Annotated in this window: 14 protein-coding genes; 12 read left to right on the top strand and 2 right to left on the bottom strand. The window is 38.6% G+C overall.

What is annotated here, in order from left to right; all coding sequences use genetic code 11:
• The first annotated feature begins 127 nt into the window (after window positions 1–127).
• The 11 genes from IPI15_RS11785 to ftsZ all read left to right on the top strand — a co-directional run bounded on the left by IPI15_RS11785 (window position 128) and on the right by ftsZ (window position 14,431).
• Window positions 128–445, top strand: a complete 318-nt coding sequence (locus IPI15_RS11785; protein WP_287403891.1) for an FtsL-like putative cell division protein — start codon at window positions 128–130, stop codon at window positions 443–445.
• Complete coding sequence (locus IPI15_RS11780; RefSeq protein ID WP_287420437.1) at window positions 445–2,616, top strand: PASTA domain-containing penicillin-binding protein; 2,172 nt, start codon at window positions 445–447, stop codon at window positions 2,614–2,616. Before IPI15_RS11785 ends, IPI15_RS11780 begins: the two co-directional genes overlap by 1 nt.
• A 6-nt stretch (window positions 2,617–2,622) precedes the next feature.
• A complete protein-coding gene (locus IPI15_RS11775; protein ID WP_287420435.1) occupies window positions 2,623–4,077 on the top strand; it encodes a UDP-N-acetylmuramoyl-L-alanyl-D-glutamate--2,6-diaminopimelate ligase in 1,455 nt (484 codons plus the stop codon).
• 240 nt (window positions 4,078–4,317) lie between these two features.
• Window positions 4,318–5,577: a phospho-N-acetylmuramoyl-pentapeptide-transferase gene (mraY, locus tag IPI15_RS11770; RefSeq protein WP_287403896.1), complete on the top strand. Its 1,260-nt coding sequence runs from the start codon at window positions 4,318–4,320 to the stop codon at window positions 5,575–5,577.
• Window positions 5,578–5,589: 12 nt separating this feature from the next.
• Entirely contained in the window at window positions 5,590–6,900 is a 1,311-nt protein-coding gene (murD, locus tag IPI15_RS11765) for a UDP-N-acetylmuramoyl-L-alanine--D-glutamate ligase (RefSeq protein WP_287403898.1), read from the top strand.
• A gap of 71 nt (window positions 6,901–6,971) precedes the next feature.
• Complete coding sequence (locus IPI15_RS11760) at window positions 6,972–8,147, top strand: FtsW/RodA/SpoVE family cell cycle protein (RefSeq protein ID WP_287420434.1); 1,176 nt, start codon at window positions 6,972–6,974, stop codon at window positions 8,145–8,147.
• Window positions 8,148–9,260, top strand: a complete 1,113-nt coding sequence (murG, locus tag IPI15_RS11755) for an undecaprenyldiphospho-muramoylpentapeptide beta-N-acetylglucosaminyltransferase (RefSeq protein ID WP_287403900.1) — start codon at window positions 8,148–8,150, stop codon at window positions 9,258–9,260.
• Between the two features lie 3 nt (window positions 9,261–9,263).
• A complete protein-coding gene (gene murC / locus IPI15_RS11750; protein WP_287420433.1) occupies window positions 9,264–10,634 on the top strand; it encodes a UDP-N-acetylmuramate--L-alanine ligase in 1,371 nt (456 codons plus the stop codon).
• Entirely contained in the window at window positions 10,631–11,431 is an 801-nt protein-coding gene (locus IPI15_RS11745; protein ID WP_287420431.1) for a cell division protein FtsQ/DivIB, read from the top strand. Before murC ends, IPI15_RS11745 begins: the two co-directional genes overlap by 4 nt.
• A 54-nt stretch (window positions 11,432–11,485) precedes the next feature.
• On the top strand, window positions 11,486–12,913 hold the full coding sequence (gene ftsA / locus IPI15_RS11740) for a cell division protein FtsA (protein WP_287403904.1): 1,428 nt from the start codon (window positions 11,486–11,488) through the stop codon (window positions 12,911–12,913).
• Window positions 12,914–12,997: 84 nt separating this feature from the next.
• A complete protein-coding gene (gene ftsZ / locus IPI15_RS11735) occupies window positions 12,998–14,431 on the top strand; it encodes a cell division protein FtsZ (RefSeq protein WP_287403906.1) in 1,434 nt (477 codons plus the stop codon).
• A gap of 420 nt (window positions 14,432–14,851) precedes the next feature.
• Here ftsZ and IPI15_RS11730 read toward each other — a convergent pair whose 3' ends face one another.
• Both IPI15_RS11730 and IPI15_RS11725 read right to left on the bottom strand, forming a co-directional pair.
• Window positions 14,852–15,301: a GNAT family N-acetyltransferase gene (locus IPI15_RS11730; protein ID WP_287403907.1), complete on the bottom strand. Its 450-nt coding sequence runs from the start codon at window positions 15,299–15,301 to the stop codon at window positions 14,852–14,854.
• Between the two features lie 518 nt (window positions 15,302–15,819).
• Window positions 15,820–16,821: a YpdA family putative bacillithiol disulfide reductase gene (locus IPI15_RS11725; protein ID WP_287403909.1), complete on the bottom strand. Its 1,002-nt coding sequence runs from the start codon at window positions 16,819–16,821 to the stop codon at window positions 15,820–15,822.
• A 107-nt stretch (window positions 16,822–16,928) separates the two neighbouring features.
• Between IPI15_RS11725 and IPI15_RS11720 the strand changes: the two genes are divergently transcribed.
• Complete coding sequence (locus IPI15_RS11720; RefSeq protein WP_287420429.1) at window positions 16,929–18,569, top strand: peptide MFS transporter; 1,641 nt, start codon at window positions 16,929–16,931, stop codon at window positions 18,567–18,569.
• The last annotated feature ends 25 nt before the right edge of the window (window positions 18,570–18,594 follow it).

Here is an 18,594-nt window from a genome sequence, read left to right as displayed (position 1 = left end):
TTACCTGAAGATAGTGGAAGTCACAAAGTACCGGGACACAAAGGACTAAGAAAACATTTTTTTATATTTTTTAAAGCAGGCTTTTCTGCTTTAGGGACTAAGGTCTCAAAACTAGAAACTACAAACGATGAAAAAAATTATTAAAGAAAATCGAAATTGGCTCGACGATTTTGGTTTGGACATGCTTAAAAGGAACATTCCCTTCATTTGTTTCCTTTCTTTACTTGGCTTATTTTACATAGCCAATTCTCACAGTGCTGAAAATAAAGTCAGCCGAATAATCTCACTGAAAAACGAAATTAAAGAACTGAACTGGGAATACCTTTCCTTGAAGAGTGATCTCGTACAAAGCAGTATCTATTCTTCCGTTCAACAAAAATTGATCGATCAGGAATTGGGATTAAGAGGAAAAAAACCTGTCCAAATCGTCGTTAACGAGCATTAATGAAGGCCCCTATTGACAATAAAAATGAGGTAGTACGCAATTCAAACATTGTATTGATTGTGTTCGGAGCTTTAGCGGTATTGACCATCGCTCAGGTGATCAATATTAGTGTTGTCAAAGGCAAATACTACAGAGACCTTGGCCGTGAATGGCATATCAAAGCAATAGATATTAATGCGGATCGTGGAAATATTTTGGCTGACAATGGTGAGCTACTTGCCACTTCAATGCCTTTCTATGACGTGTATTTCGATCCTACAGCCTCCAGACAGTATGTAAAAGAAATGAAGGAGAAGGATAAGCATTTTATGAAGAAGGAAGGAGACATTTTTGCAAAAAATATTGATTCTCTTGCTTTCTACATTTCAAAATATCTTAATCCAAATCTGAGTCAATACGAAGTTAAAAGCTGGATACTGAAGAAGAGATCGCAAAATGAACGCTATCTGTGTTTAGCAAAAGGGATTTCGCACTCTAAAATGAAGATGGTTAAAAATTTTCCATTGTTTAGATTAGGAAGAAACAAATCCGGTGCCATCTTCGAGGTGAAACCTCAGAGAGTTAGACCCTACGGGGATATGGCTTTGCGAACTGTCGGTTATATCAGAGACAATACAATGCCGATTGGTATCGAAGGTAAATACAATGAGGATCTCAAAGGAGAGGCCGGGAAAAGAATGGTTCAATACATTGCCAAAAACAGGTGGGTCCCAATAAACGATCTTACTGAAATAGAGCCACGTAACGGTAATGACGTTAGAACAACTCTTAATGTTCAAATGCAGGACATCGCAAGAAGTGCATTACAGGAAGCTCTGGAATATCATAATGCAAGTTACGGCTCAGTCATCGTCATGGAAGTAAAAACCGGAGCAATAAAAGCAATGGCAAATTTGAAAAAAGATGGAGATAAATATCAGGAAAGTTACAACTATGCTGTAGGCGCCAGTACAGAGCCGGGTTCTACTTTTAAACTAGCCTCAATGATGGCAATTCTGGAAGACAAAAAGTTAGACCTTGATTATAAAGTTGATGTCAACTATGGCAAGGCAATGGTGAGTGGCAGAGAGATGAAGGATTCTGAGGGACATGGACATGCGACACTCACCTTGAGAGAAGCATTTGAAAAGTCATCGAACATAGGTATCTCTAAAGCAGTGGTAGCAAGTTATGGTCAAAACAGAAATGATGTATTTCAATATATTAATAGAATAAAGCAGTTTCACCTGGATAAATTGACAGGTATTGATTTGGCTGGTGAGGGAAAACCTTTAATAAAGACACCTTATAATCTAAAACAACTTTGGAGTCGCACATCACTGGCTTGGATGGCACACGGTTATGAAACACAGTTGACGCCACTCCAAATGCTTACATTTTATAATGCAGTTGCGAATGACGGCAAAATGATGCAACCTTACTTGGTGTCAAGTGTATGGTCTCATGGTGAAGAAATAAAATCTTTCCTTCCAAAAGTATTAGAGGAAAAGATTGCAAATGATACTACAATACGCCTTGCAAAAGAACTTTTAGAGGGTGTGGTGTTGAGAGGAACGGCTAAGAAATTTAAAAATGATCTTTACTCCTTCGCTGGCAAGACGGGCACGGCTAGTCTAGATTATGGTGGTGTAAAGAGAGGCAGATACAGAGCTTCATTTATTGGATATTTTCCGGCAGAGAATCCTATTTACTCCATTTGCGTATCGATTACGGAGCCTAGAGATCATGGTTATCATGGATCAGAAGTTGCTCTTCCGGTCTTTAAATCAATCGCCGACAAAGTACTTTCATTCGATCCTCATTTCTTCAATATTTCATCTCCTGGTAAAAATGCAACGGCATTTTCATCTCAACTTCCTCAGGATGCAAGAGGCAATAGAAATGATTTTGTTAGCGTGTTCAATAGATTGGGAGTGCCTGTGTATACTGAAGGTAAAGCTACTGATCTAGTGATCACAAAAAGAGCTGATGCAGAAGTTAATCTGGTAGGTTACATAGATCAAAAAGGCCAGGTGCCGGATGTAAAAGGGATGGGATTGAGAGACGCTTTATTCGCTCTGGAATCGCAGGGCCTCATAGCAGAAGTAAGTGGATACGGTAGAGTATCCGCACAAAATATACCACCCGGTACAAAGGTATCGGGGCAGAAAGTATTTATTAAGTTGCAATAAGTCATCATGAACTTATCCACCTTATTCGACCTCGCCAACATACCTTTCAATGGCTCCAATGGTAACATGACCGTCAGCGGTATTGCCATAGACTCAAGAACGGTTAAAGCGAATTATGTTTTCATAGCCATCGAAGGTAGTACCCAGGATGGACATGAATACATCGATTCAGCAATCAAAGCAGGCGCCATAGCGGTAGTTGTTCAAAAAGCAGCTAACTACAATGAAGAGAGCGTTGATCTGATCAAGGTCTCAGATAGTGCTAAAGCAGCAGGTCTAATAGCCTCAGCTTATTATGGTGCTCCATCTGAAAAGGTTAAACTTGTCGGTATCACCGGTACCAATGGTAAGACGACCACAGTGACATTGTTGCACCAGCTTTTTAGCCTGATGGGAATCAGGGCAGGCTTAATATCTACTGTTGAAAATATAATTGGAACTGAAGTAATTCCTTCCACGCACACGACTCCTGATCCCGTATCTCTGAACGAGCTGCTGGCAAAGATGGCGGATGGCGGCTGCGATTATGTGTTCATGGAGGTTAGCTCCCATGCTGCACATCAGCAGAGGATCAGTGGATTGAGATTTGAAGGTGGCGTATTTACCAATATGTCTCATGATCATCTTGATTATCACAACACTTTTGATGAATACATTGCAGCCAAAAAGTCATTTTTTGATGGTCTTAGAGGAGAGAGCTTTGCTCTGGTTAATATAGATGATAAGAGAGGAATGGTGATGCTTCAGAATACAAAAGCAAAGCAATACACTTACAGTATCCGCAAAAGTGCGGACTTCAAAGGAAAGATCTTTGAAAATACACTTGAAGGACTGGAGATGGAGATAGATCAGGTTCATGTGCACCTTCGCCTTATCGGTGAATTCAATGCATATAATGTGGTCTGCGCTTATGGGGTAGCTTCCTTGCTTGGTTTTTCTAAAACAGAAATACTTACAGGGCTAAGCGCACTGGCTGGAGCAAGAGGAAGATTCGAAACCATTAGAGATATCAATAGAGGTGTCTTGTACATAGTAGATTACGCTCACACACCAGATGCATTGGAAAAGGTTTTGAAAACTATTCATGCAATGGTTACGAAGCAAGCTTCTCTGATATCAGTGGTTGGTTGCGGCGGCAATAGAGACGGGGCGAAAAGGCCTGTGATGGGTGGTTTGGCTGCTAAATGGAGCAAAGAGGCAATTTTTACGGATGATAATCCAAGAAAAGAAGATCCTGTATCCATTACAGATGCCATGCAAAGTGGAGTTGCGGCGGATGATAGAGAGAAAGTACTGATCATAAACGACAGGAAACAGGCCATCCACACAGCATTCAGGCTGGCAAAAAAAGGAGACATCGTTCTGGTAGCAGGCAAAGGCCATGAGACTTACCAGGAGATAAACGGTGTAAAACATGATTTTGACGACCGGAAGGTCATTGAAGATATAATAGGCAATTAAAGTATTGCCACAAGAAGTAGGTTCTATTTTTTAAAAAAGGTTGGAATGGACAGGTTGGTCAGATTTGAGATGGCTACCACATCGGTTCTAGTGTTAGCACATGCATTTTTGCCACCTGTTCACCTTTTTATCTAATAGACTAAGAAACACCAATTTACATTACTGAGAATAACCCACACAAGAAACCTTAAAATAAAGTACGTCTGCGAAGGCGCACTATGACTAAGTTACAAGAGCATTATGCTGTATTATTTATTTGAATATCTGTACAAAGACTTGAATATACCGGGAGCCGGAGTATTCAGGTTTATCACTTTCCGCGCAGGTCTTGCTATTGTATTGTCTCTATTCATCTCTATTGTTTTTGGAAAAAAGATAATCAACCACCTTAGAAAAAAACAAATCGGAGAATCCGTTAGGGATCTTGGCCTCGCAGGCCAAAAAGAAAAAGAAGGTACTCCAACTATGGGTGGGGTGATCATCGTTCTTGCCATCGTCGTTCCATGCTTATTAGTAGCCCGATTGGACAATGTATATGTTATCCTAATGCTCATCAGCACGCTTTGGATGGCAAGCATCGGTTATATTGATGACTATATCAAGGTGGTCAAAAAGGACAAGGATGGTCTCAAGGGTATTTTTAAAGTAATTGGTCAAATTGGTCTTGGACTAATAGTCGCCTTTACAATGCTGATCAGCAATGATGTTACCATCAGAATGACACCACAGGAAGCGCTTGCAGGAGGTTATAAGGTAGTGAAAACGGTGGAGGTTGAGGATCCAAACATGAAAGGTCAAATGGTAGAAATGGTTCATGCGAAAGCTGCAATTACAAACGTACCATTCTTTAAAAATAATCAACTTGACTACGGAAAGCTGTTTGACTTCTTTAATATGAATAGTCAGACTTTATTATGGATCGTGTTTGTCACCTCGGTAGTATTCATTATTACAGCCATCAGTAATGCTGCGAATCTTACAGATGGTATAGATGGACTTGCCACGGGCGTTTCGGCTACGATTGGAGCAGTGTTGGCAGTATTTGCTTATTTGTCCGGCAACTCAGTATTTGCAGAATATCTCAATATTTTCTTTATTCCAAATTCATCAGAGTTGGTGATTTTCAGTGCATGCTTTATAGGAGCTTGTACTGGGTTTCTATGGCACAATTCATTTCCTGCTAAAGTATTCATGGGTGATACAGGGAGTTTGACACTCGGAGGTATTATAGCTGCTCTGGCTATTGTACTGCGCAAAGAGTTATTACTACCTGTGTTGTGTGGAATCTTTGTAGTAGAAAATCTTTCAGTAATAATTCAGAGATATTATTTCAAATATACTAAGAAAAAATATGGTGAAGGAAAGCGTATCTTTTTGATGGCGCCTATTCACCACCATTTCCAAAAACAAGGCTATCACGAGGCCAAAATCGTAACCAGATTTTGGATTGTATCCATCGTACTGGCAGTAATGACAATACTTACATTAAAAATCAGGTAATTAAAATTTATTATGGCATCAATTATTATCATAGGAGGAAAAGAAAGCGGAGTAGGGGCAGCCTTACTTGGGCTTAGCCTTGGCTATGAGGTAATGGTTAGTGATGCCGGTCCAATAATTAGCCCATTTAGGGAAGAATTGAAAAGATCCGGCATTGCATTCGAAGAAGGTGGTCATAGTGAGAATCTGGCTGATACCTTTGATTTCATGGTGGTTAGTCCAGGCGTACCTTCTGATAGTAAGGTTGTGACTGATTTTAGTATTTCAGGTAAAGAGGTTATTTCAGAGATCGAATTCGCATGGAGAAATATCGGTGACGGTCAGATCATAGGAATCACCGGAAGCAATGGAAAAACGACACTTTCTTCACTGATATATCATGTCATGGAGCAAGATGATCAGGATGTAAAATTAGTTGGAAATATTGGTTATAGTTTCGCTCGAACGCTGGCTACATCAAAATCTCCTTACTATGTATGCGAATTAAGTAGTTTTCAATTGGACCAAATTGTACATTTTAATCCAAAAGTTGCCATCATTACTAATATCACACCTGATCATTTAGACAGGTATGATTATGATATGAGCAAGTATGCATTAGCTAAGTTTAGAATTACAGAAAATCAAAGTTCCGAGGATCTGCTTATCCTCAATAAAGATGATCAGGAATCGATGAAATATTTTGGAAAGATTCAGACGAATGCTCAGGTCATTTACACTTCAACTGCGGAGATCAATGAAGAGACATTTACCAGCAATAAAGGAATTACTTACGATATCAGTGAGTGCAATCTAAGAGGTAGACACAATCAATCTAATATTGCTCAAGCTATCGAGGCATTAGAGTCAATTGGATTGAAGAAAAGAGCAGTCGAGAGTGGTATCTCAACCTTCCAGGGATTAGCACACAGACTTGAATTTGTGGCGAATGTGGATGGTGTGGATTATATCAATGATAGTAAAGCGACCAATATCGATTCTGTTTGGTATGCACTAGATGCAATGAAAAAGCCTATAGTATGGATAGTTGGAGGCATTGATAAAGGAAATGACTATTCAATTCTGAGTGAATTGGTCAGAAATAAAGTGAGGTGGATGATATGCATGGGCTTAGAAAATCAAAAATTGATCGACATGTTCGGTCACGAGGTAGAAGGATATGATGAGGCAGGATCTGCTCAGGAAGCAGTTTTGAAAGCGCAGAAGGCAGCTACATCAGGTGATGTGGTATTGTTGTCTCCCGCATGTTCAAGTTTCGATCTGTTCAAGAATTACGAAGACAGAGGGGAACAATTTAAGAAGGCTATTAAAAAATTATTATAAACTTTTGGGCTGAGGACTATGGTCTGGTATCAAAAATTGGTCTTTAGGAAAACTACAACTACAGAATGAAGATGAAGGAATGGTTTAGTACGAATTTCAAAGGCGACCCGATCTTGTGGATCGTGTTGGTCTTGCTCGCTCTAGGCAGCTTACTTGCAGTTTACAGTACCACCGGAGGTTATTCACAGATTGGCAATAGTCATGGGGCCAATAACGAATACTTCCTGTTCAAACAATTAGCCTTTTTAATAGTAGGAGTGGTCCTTGCGTATTTGTGCCATCTGGCAAAATATTCAAAGTACTCAGCCATCGCTTTGCCATTTTTATTTATTTCAATTATGCTTTTAGTTTTGGTTCTATTTTTTGGAATTGAAGTAAATGGTGCAAAGCGATGGTTGCCACTACCTTTTGTTGGCCTTACAATCCAACCTGCTGATATAGCCAAATTGGCCCTCATGGTATATCTGGCCAGGACGATTTCTGGGTCTCAAACTAAAATCAAAAACGATATTAGCGTATTTTGGTCATTGCTCATACCGACACTGTTGGTTTGCATTTTAATTTTGCCAAATAATCTTAGTACAGCGGCATTATTGTTTGCTACTTCTATCATAGTGATGTTCGTGGGTCGTATCCCATTAAAATATATTGGAAGCATATTTGCCATTGGAACGACAATGTTTCTCATCGTTTTCATTATTGGTTACTACCTGCCGACTGCCACGAGGGCGCATACATGGTCAGAAAGAATCTCCACTTTTATGGGTGACGAAGAGTCTTTCCAGTCCAAGCAAGCCCATATCGCTATTGCAAATGGAGGCATCATAGGTACAGGACCCGGCAATAGTATGCAAAGGAATTTCCTTCCATATGCCCATGCAGATTTTATCTATGCTATTATTTGTGAAGAATTTGGATTGTTGGGAGCAGCAGGTGTCATGGGTATTTATCTGTTAATGTTATATAGGTGTATTCGGCTGGTGAAAAAATCGCCGAAGACATTCGGGGCCATGCTAGCCATAGGTCTCTGTATTAACATTGTCATTCAGGCATATGCCAATATTATGGTCAACGTAGGGCTAATTCCTGATACGGGTGTCACCTTGCCGATAATTTCATTGGGTGGTACAAGTTTAATTTTTACATGTATATCATTTGGAATCATTCTGAGTGTAAGCAGATATATTGAATCAAGAGATGAGGCAGCAAGTGCAGTTCAAGTTAATAACGAATTACAAACTGCTTAAATGAATAAAGTCATCATAAGCGGAGGAGGAACTGGCGGACATATATATCCGGCTATTGCTATTGCTGATGCATTGGTGGCATTGAATAAGAATGTTGAAATATTATTTGTAGGGGCAGAAGGTAAAATGGAGATGGACAAAGTTCCACAAGCGGGATATAAAATAGAGGGCTTGCCGATAGCCGGTTTTCAAAGAAGACTGACGTCGAAAAATCTAATGTTCCCGATCAAACTTTTAAGAAGCATGCGCAAAGCAAGAAGTATAGTAAAAGAGTTTAAACCTGACATAGCCATCGGAGTCGGTGGATATGCCAGTGGGCCTATTTTACGGGTAGCCAGTAGAATGGGCATCAAGACCTTACTTCAGGAACAAAACAGCTACCCAGGCATCACTAATAGAATCTTGTCCAAATCTGCTTCATCTATATGCGTGGCCTATGAAGGCATGGATAAATTTTTTCCGGCACAGAAGATTCGGTTCACTGGCAATCCTGTGAGACAAGACATTAACTATTTGGGCGGAAAAAGAGACGAGGGGTATAAGTTTTTCGGCTTGGATCCCAACAAGAAAACAGTACTAGTCATGGGTGGAAGCCTAGGAGCAAAGACACTGAATGATGCATTGACAAATGCTTTCGACTTGATATCAGCCAACTCAGATATTCAGTGGATCTGGCAAAGTGGTAGTTTCTATAAGGGTTTATATGACCATAGTCCTTTGGCTATGTTGCCCAATGTGGTAAATATGTCATTCATCGAAAGAGTCGATCTTGCTTATGCATGTGCAGATTTGGTCATTGGAAGAGCAGGTGCACTTACTGTTTCTGAGATATGTGTTGCAGGAAAACCATCCATCCTAATTCCTTCGCCGAACGTGACAGAAGATCATCAAACAAAAAATGCAATGTCTTTGGTCCGGAGAAATGCAGCGCTTATGCTTTCAGATATGGATGCGCCAAAACAATTGGTGATCAAGACTATAGCTTGCGTGCAAAATAAAGAAGAATTGGATTCATTGGCTGCGAATGCATTGTCTTTGGCAAAACCGAATGCTGCTAATGAAATAGCGAGAGAAATAATGGAATTAATTGGTCACAATATCTCAAATAATTGAGCAATGGATGAATTGAAAGATATAAGATCGGTTTTCTTCTTAGGTATTGGAGGAATTGGTATGAGTGCGCTCGCTGAATATTTCTTTAAAAGAGGCGTGAAGGTTAGCGGTTATGATCGAGTGGAAACTCCATTGACACAGCAGCTTGCATTCAAAGGTGTTCAGATTTCTTATGAAGATAAAGTTCAGAGTGAATACAATCCAGATCTGATAATCTATACACCGGCGATACCTTCTACTTCTCATTTAATGCAACATTTCGCCAATTCTGGTATAAAAATGATGAAGCGTTCAGAAGTTCTTGGCCTTATCAGCAGTTCAGAAAAAACTATTGCAATAGCAGGAACACATGGCAAAACTACTACCACTGCCATGGTGAGTCACATACTTTATTATTCGGGTATTGAAGTTACAGGTTTTGTAGGAGGAATTATGTCCAATTACGATTCCAATTACATTGATAGTGGGTCTGAATATATTGTAGCCGAAGCAGATGAATTTGATAGATCATTTCTAACGCTTACACCTGCTATTAGTGCAGTGTTAAGCATGGATGCTGATCACCTGGATATCTATGGTGGGAGTGAAGAAGTAACAATTGGATTTAAAGATTTTATAAATAAAACAAAAAAGGGAGGTACAGTTTATCTTCATCGATCAGTGATTAAAAACTTTACTTCGAACGAATGGGAAGTAGTTCAGGAAAAATATAAATGTCTGACTTTCGGAGATAAGGATTCAGACATATTTGCATCCAATATCTTACCTCAAAAAGATGGCTCCGTTACTTTTGATTTAAATTACAAGACCCGCTTATATACTGGATTACAGCTTTCTATGCCAGGCAATCATAATGTTTCAAATGCTACGGTTGCTATGGCGATTGCCTTGGAAATAGGCATTCCTATCGAAAAAGTAACAGTTGCATTGGCAGCATTCAAGGGTATAAAAAGAAGATTTGAATATGTAGTCCAAAATAAATTAAACACTTATATAGATGATTACGCACATCATCCTGAGGAACTCCGCAATGCTATAGCTACGGCAAAAGACCTTTTTCAAGGTAAAGAGATATATGGAATATTCCAACCTCATCTTTTCTCCAGAACCAGGGATTTCGCTGATGGATTTGCACGAGAATTGGACCAATTGGATTATCCGATTCTTATGGAAATTTATCCGGCAAGGGAGTTACCAATAGAAAATGTCAATAGCCAAATGATTCTCGACAGAATGACCAATCCCAACAAACAAATAATGTCATTCAAAGAGATATTGGAATTTGTAAATAAAAACAAACCTGAAGTCCTAATGACTCTTGGCGCTGGTGATATCGACACAATTGTCCCAAAGATTAAAATTATTTTATCATGACATTAAATAAAGGAATGAAGGTATTTTTTCAGATTTCAAGCTTTGCATTATTTATTGTTGCAGTTTTTGGTTTGATCAGTGCTACTGATTCGGCAAAGACAGGTAAAATAAATAAAGTAGTTGTTGATATCGAACCTCTTCAAAATGATATTTACCTTATAAAAAATGATGATTTAGCCAAGTTGCTAAATAAATCATATGACTTGAAACTCAAGAATCAGATTGTAGAAAAACTTGATCTGACTAAGATTGAAAAGATTATAGAGAAAAACGATTTTGTTCGCGATGCTCAGGTATATATAGATGCCAGGAATAATCTTAGAATAATGGTCTTACAGAAAAGTCCCATCCTTAGGGTCATGCTTTCAGACAATACTACATTTTTTATTGATGAGTCTGGAAAGAAATTGCCGGTTTCCAAACAAGCTGTACTTCGTTTACCTGTGCTTACAGGAGCATTACCTGCATTTAAAAACGAAATGACAAAGGATAAAAAGAACGTCTATTATAAGGCATTTGAAGTAATTAAAGCTATTTACAAAGATCCATTTATGTCTGCAATGACTGAGCAATTGCTCGTAGACGAAAATAAAGATATCAGTATCATACCCAAACTTGGAAATCATAAAATCATTTTGGGAGATGCCACTGATTTAGAAAATAAATTCAAAAAATTGGCCATATTTTATAAGGAAGGTATGCCGCCGGAAGGATGGAGTTTATACAAGGAGATCAATTTGAAATTTAAAAATCAAGTTGTAGCCAAAAAAGTAGAGGGGGAGCCCATTAAAAACTAGGATTACAATTTTCAATTAAACAATAACTAATTTTTTTACAGAAATCTTATTATTATGGATAGTACATACAAAAACAACAATCCGATCGTCGTGGCTATCGATATCGGAACAACTAAAATTTGCGCAGTCGCAGGTCAAAGAAATTTTTATGGCAAGTTAGAAATTCTAGCTGTTGGAAAGGTAGAATCTGAAGGCGTGCTGAGAGGCGTCGTCAGCAATATTGAAAAAACAGTCAGATCCATCAGTGATGCTATCAGAATTGTAGAGCAAAAATTAAAGAAAACTGTTAAAGTAGTACACGTTGGTATTGCCGGACAGCATATTAAAAGTTTGCAGCATAAAGGTAGCAGACTTAGGGATAATGGCGATGTGGAAATTTCTAAGAATGATATTCAGCAGCTCATACATGACATGTATAAGCTCGTACTTCCTCCGGGAGACAAGATTCTACACGTATTTCCTCAGGAATACACGATAGATAACGAACAAGGTATCATAGATCCTGTAGGAATGTCAGGTGTAAGACTTGAGGCCAATTTTCACATCATAACTGGTCAGATTACTGCTTCTAACAATATCACTAGATGTATAGAGAAGGTGGGTTTGAAGCTTAGTGAGATGACGCTTGAACCAATTGCTTCTGCTGCATCTGTTTTAAGTGATGAAGAGAAAGAAGCTGGAATTGCTTTGATTGACATAGGAGGTGGTACTACAGATATTACTATTTATTACGAAGGAATTATCCGTCATACAGCTGTGATTCCTTTCGGAGGAAATGCCATCACTAAAGATATCAAAGAAGGTTGTAATGTCATGCAAAATCAGGCTGAAAAGCTTAAGGTGAAGTTTGGTTGTGCGCTTGCGGATGAAGTATTTGATGACAAAATCATAACGATTCCTGGTTTGAAAGGACGAGAAAATAAGGAAATTAGCCAGAAAAACCTTTCATTGATTATTCAGGCGAGATTGGAAGAAATCTTCGATTACGTCATGTGGGATATTCAAAGGTCAGGTTATGAGCGCAAACTTACAGGAGGGCTTGTATTGACTGGAGGAGGCTCATTGCTGGCAGGAATAGAAAAACTGGCAAGCTTGCATTGCGGATATGAAACTAGAATTGGTCTGCCTATAGAGCACCTTGCTCATGGATACCATGAAAATGTTTCAAGTCCGATTTATGCTACAGCAATTGGTTTATTGTATGAGGCTAGTCTTCATGCTACAGAATCTGAGGTAGAAGATAGGTTGCCTGATTACAGGGATACAAGCAACATTCCTTTGGAATTAGCACCTACACATTCAACTCCACATTATGCTCGTAAGGAAACTGTGGTAGATGCGCCTAAGGCAACTGCTCAACAAGCTGAAGCCAAGCCTCAAAAAGAGGAGGAAGATGTTAACAAAGTGTCTTGGGGCCGAGGTGTTATGGATAAAATGAAAGAGATGATGAGTAGTAACTGGGAAGATTCTGACCTCAGATAATGTTACTTACATTTCAGCAATAGCTTTGGAATCAAATTTATTTTAAACGAAACCTTTTTATTAATATATTTAAAACTGTACAAAATGCCAATCTTAGAATTTGATCTGCCAACTCCGGATCATTCAATTATAAAAGTCATAGGCGTCGGCGGCGGCGGAAGCAATGCGGTCAACCATATGTATAAACAAGGTATTGTAGGCGTGGATTTTGCCATCTGTAATACCGATAATCAGGCGTTGGACTTAAGTCCGATTCCTACGAAAATACAATTAGGCCCGGGCCTTACTGACGGACGTGGTGCCGGCTCAAGACCGGAAGTAGGTAAACATGCATGCCTGGAATCAATTGAAGATGTCCAGTTGTTTTTATCTCAACATACTAAAATGCTCTTTGTCACTGCCGGAATGGGTGGTGGTACCGGAACGGGTGCTGCTCCTATTATTGCAAAAGCAGCCAGAGAACTAGGTATTCTTACTGTAGGTATCGTCACGCTTCCTTTCACTTTTGAAGGAAAATTACGTCAACGATTTGCAATGGAAGGTCTTGATGAATTAAAAAGAAATGTAGATTCAATCATCATTATTTCTAATGATAAATTAAGAGAAATACATGGCAATCTAGCTATTTCTGAAGCATTCGCTCAGGCTGATAATATTCTTACTACAGCAGCGAAAGGAATTGCGGAGATCATAACTATTGCGGGATATATCAACGTTGATTTTGAAGATGTTAATACTGTAATGCGCAATAGCGGTGTGGCCATCATGGGATCTTCCGTTGCTGAAGGTGAGGATAGAGCCAGACGTGCTGTAGACATGGCATTGAATAGCCCACTCTTAGAAGACAACAATATTAGTGGTGCTCAAAATGTATTGCTCAACATTACTTCAGGCAATAAAGAAGCCACAATGGATGAGATTTCTGAGATCACTGAATTCGTTCAGGAAGAGGCAGGTATCAATACTAACATTATATGGGGTAACTGTTATGATCCTGAATTGGGTGACAAGATCAGTGTCACTTTGATCGCAAGTGGATTCGATAAAGGACGTAAATCCAATGATGCCGGGTCCAACAAGATCACTGTTTCTTTAGATGATGAGAAGGAAGCAATGTTTAGCAGAGATGATGCAAGAATGAACCTGGATACGACCAATCATCAAGTGGTTGATTTCTCTAAGCAAAACATTCTTGATACCGCTGATAGATATGTGGCATCTCATACTTCTGAACCTTTTATGAATAAAGACAAGGAAGGGGCAGAAGATGATCGCAGAAAACAACACGAACAAGAGCAGCTAAAGACAGATTTGAGAAGAAATGTTTCCAGAGTTAGGCTTAATAATGCACATACTATCGTAGAATTGGAAAATACTCCGGCATATGTTAGGCGCAGAGTAGTATTGGAAGAAGTGCCCCACAGCAGTGACAGAAATTATTCCAAATGGACCATCAATGCAGATGACGAATTAGTGATGCGCAACGATAATCCATTTTTAAGGGATCTCGCTGATTAATCGAAAATTGATTGATTCTCTTATCACCTATTTTGTCTATCCATAGACAGACGGGACTTCCTGTGCCTTGTTAGCATAGATCGTTCCGGAAAAATTGTATATATTAGTTAGGTTTATTGTTCTACGGCAGCTCTCTCAGGGCTGCCTTTTTTTATTTGAAACTGAATAATTAATTCTTTTCTCTACATAATAGTAAGATGATCGTTTTATCGGTCAAACTTATTCGGTTCAAATAACAATTATTTCAATTTATAAATTTCTTTAAATAATTTTATTTGCTGGACTCAATCATTGAAGTTTCCCTGCCTTTGTTGCACTTTGTCGGGCAAGCTTCTAACCTCTGAATTCTAACTTCTAATGTTTAATTCTCTAATATCAATAATTTTTGAATTTATTTCTGACGCTGAAAATTCAGTTACCTCAGAAATTAATCGAACAATTCAACCATTCGCCATCAAACACAACATCATATCTTTTATAAAAATTAATTGCCGGCTCATTCCAATCAAGCACCTGCCACATGATGCCATTGAATTTTTTCTCCTTACCTTCTACTATGATTGCATCCATTAGTTTTTTACCGATACCATGACCTCGATATTCCAGATTGACGACGATGTCTTCCAGATACATACGCTGTCCTTTCCAGGTAGAATAACGAACATAATAAAGGGCTATTCCTACTATTTTATCATCTATAGTAGCTACAAATGACCACCAAACAGGGTTAGATCCAAAGCCACTTTCGACAAAATGATCGAATTTAACTGTTACTTCATCTCCGGCTTTTTCGTAGACAGCCAGTTCTTTGATTAATTCCATTATTTCAGGGCAATCTTCTTTCAATGCCTTTCTTATTACTACTTCCATACGGTAAATTTATAAAATTGATGGGAAATCAACGGGTGTTAATTGGTATTAATTATGGATCGCAAAAAGCTTTCGTAATTTTCTAGGTGGAAATGAATTTTTTTCCCTGACTAAAGTCAAGGGCTATTGAACGCAAAGATTTTACGGAAATATTGATTTATGCTAATTACCCTTTACTCATCACTTATTGTCTGAATCACGGATTAAACGGATTATAGGATTTCACGGATTTTTTAAGTGGTAAATTATGAACCCATTACCCATTAACCATTACTTATTGTCTGAATCACGGATTAAACGGATTATAGGATTTCACGGATTTTTTAAGTAGTAAATTTGGAACTCGAAAATGCTTTTTATCCCAATACTCATTACTCATTTTAATAATCATTAGAATCTAAAATCTTTGCCCCAATGCTAGCTCTCATTCAACATCCAACATCCAAAATCCAACATTCGAATTATCGCTATAATCTATAATTATTGCTATAATGCCCGCTCTCATTATTCATTATTCACTATTCATTATTCATTACAATTGACCTCACTATTGCCTTCGCATGTTCCCTACTATTCTCTATAAAGTAACTATGAGTATCCATGCCGCCGCATACCACACCGGCTACATACAAACCTTTGATATTTGTTTCATAGGTAGTTTCATTGTATTCGGGTTTTAGTTGTTCGTCATCACTCAATCGAATACCCGTATTTCTTAAGAATTCAATATTTGGTTGATACCCGGTAAGTGCCAGTACCCAGTCATTTGGCAGTGTTAAGGGACCTTCTGGTGTGCTTATTTCTACAGAATCCTTTTCAATTTTTACTATTTCGCTGTTAAAATAGGCCTTGATCGAACCTTCCTTGATCCTGTTTTCTATGTCTGGCTTCACCCAATATTTTACTCTTGTTCCGATCTCAGAACCGCGAATGACCATAGTAACATCTGCTCCTTTTCGCCATGTCTCTAAAGCGGCATCTACAGCGGAGTTCATTGCTCCAACTACCACGACTTTCTGGAAGGCATACATGTGTGGATCATCATAATAATGCTTAACTTTTGGAAGCGCTTCTCCGGGAACATTCAGTAGATAGGGTAAATCATAAAAGCCAGTTGCTATGATGACATTGTTTGCAGTATAATTACTTTTATCGCTAATTATATTAAAAATACCACTGTCGGATTTCTGGATGGATTCTATTTTTTCAAACAAATGAATATTCAATTTTTTTACATCTGCTATTCTCCTGTAATACTCCAAAGCTTCGTTTCTATTTGGCTTGCTATTGATAGAGACAAAAGGAATATCGTCTAATTCGAGTCTTTCTGAGGAGGAGAAAAAAGTCATATTCCTTGGATAATTAAACAAAGAATTCACGATGGTTCCTTTCTCAATTATCAAGGATTCAATGCCGGCTTTTTGTGCTTCAATTCCGCATGCCAGCCCTATAGGGCCTCCTCCTACGATTATTAAAGGATAATGGCTTTGCACCGTTTTATCAGATATCGAATTCTTCAATTATTATTTCTTTAATAAAAGTAAGGATTGAAAGAGAAAAAAGTTAAATGTTGCCTTTAAATTTATTTTTATATTTTAGTGATTCTAAAAATATTAAAATTCAAAAAATGGCATCAGAAGCAAAACATCCGGCAGGACTCAAGATCATGTTCTTCACTGAAATGTGGGAGCGTTTCGGTTTTTACTTATTGCTCGGCATCTTACAACTGTATCTCACAGACGCGGAGAATGGTGGAATGGCCATGGAGCGTAAGTCTGCTGCGGATATTTATGGTACTTTTATCGCCTTGGTTTATCTCACGCCATTCCTTGGCGGACTTATTGCGGATCGAAAGTGGGGATATAGTAAATCTATCACCATAGGCGGGATTCTAATGGGTTTAGGCTATTTGGGTCTGGCGATTGGGACACTACCCACGTTTTATGCCTCGTTGGGTCTCATAATTATTGGAAATGGTTTTTTCAAACCCAATATTTCCACGCTTGTCGGCAATTTGTATAATAATGATAAGTACAGAGCTAATAAAGATGCCGGATTTAATATATTCTATATGGGTATAAACATTGGCGCATTTATATGTAATTTCTTTGCTGCTTATTTGCGTAATTCGATAGGGTGGGGCGCGGCCTTTGCTTCCGCCGGTATCGGTATGTTTCTGGGTGTGATCATATTTTGGATAGGTAGAAAAACCTATGTGGAAGCAGACGTTATCAAGCCTGCAGAGGAAGGAGATATGTCCATTATGAGAGTTTTTTCTACAGTGATTCTTCCCGCCTTGGTAGCCGGTTTAATTGGATGGTTTGTTCCAGGGAATATTCTTGGATCCGACAGCACTGATGCTTTCTTGTTTGCTTGTCTTCCGGTGTTATACTTTTTCTATTCCTTGTATAGCTCAGCTAATGCAACAGATAAGAAACCGATCGGGGCTTTGCTTGCTATTTTTATGGTGAGTATTATGTTCTGGGCTATATTTAAGCAGAATGGCACGGCACTTACTACCTGGGCTCAATATTATACAGATAGAGAGGTGCCTGCAGCAATTGAAAAGCCTGCAGAAAGTGTTTATTTAGTTCAAAACGTCACAAACAAAACAGAAGAAGTTGTTAAGTATGATGCATTCTTCAGAGTTGTAAAAGAGAACGGTGAGATAGTAAAAGAGCAAGGCAAAGACATTTACCTGCGCAATCTCCAGCAAGAGAAAATGCCTCCTGAGGGAGAGACTATACATGTCTTTAATACAGAATTATTCCAGTCCATTAATCCTTTCTGGGTAGTATTACTCACTCCTGTATTGGTCGGATTCTGGGGATTCCTGCGTTCAAGAAAGAAGGAACCTTCCACTCCATATAAACTTCTAATTGGATTGTTGGTTACTGCCCTTTCCTGTTTGGTCATGGTTGGAGCTGCTTATTTTACGGACACTACTATCAGCAAGTCAAGTGCATGGTGGCTTATCAGCACATATGGAGTAATCACTATAGGTGAGTTATGTTTATCCCCAATGGGACTTTCATTGGTATCCAAATTAAGCCCTCCCAGATTAACAGCATTGCTGATGGGAGGATGGTTTTTAGCGACAAGCATTGGCAATAAGTTGTCTGGTGTTTTGGCTGGATTATGGGAGGTTTTTGACAATAAAATGAATTTTTTCTTAATGAATTTTGGTCTTGTAATGTTTGCATTCGTCATTCTTTTTATAATGGTAAAGCGCATCAGTGCTGTGATGAAAGAACGTGGCATTAAGTAGCCTCAAAAATAAAATACATAACAAT

The sequence above is a fragment of the Candidatus Brachybacter algidus genome, from assembly GCF_016707225.1.
GTDB lineage: Bacteria > Bacteroidota > Bacteroidia > Chitinophagales > Saprospiraceae > Parvibacillus > Parvibacillus algidus.
Note: the sequence above shows the minus strand (reverse complement) of the source record. Positions and strands in the feature narration are given on the sequence as shown.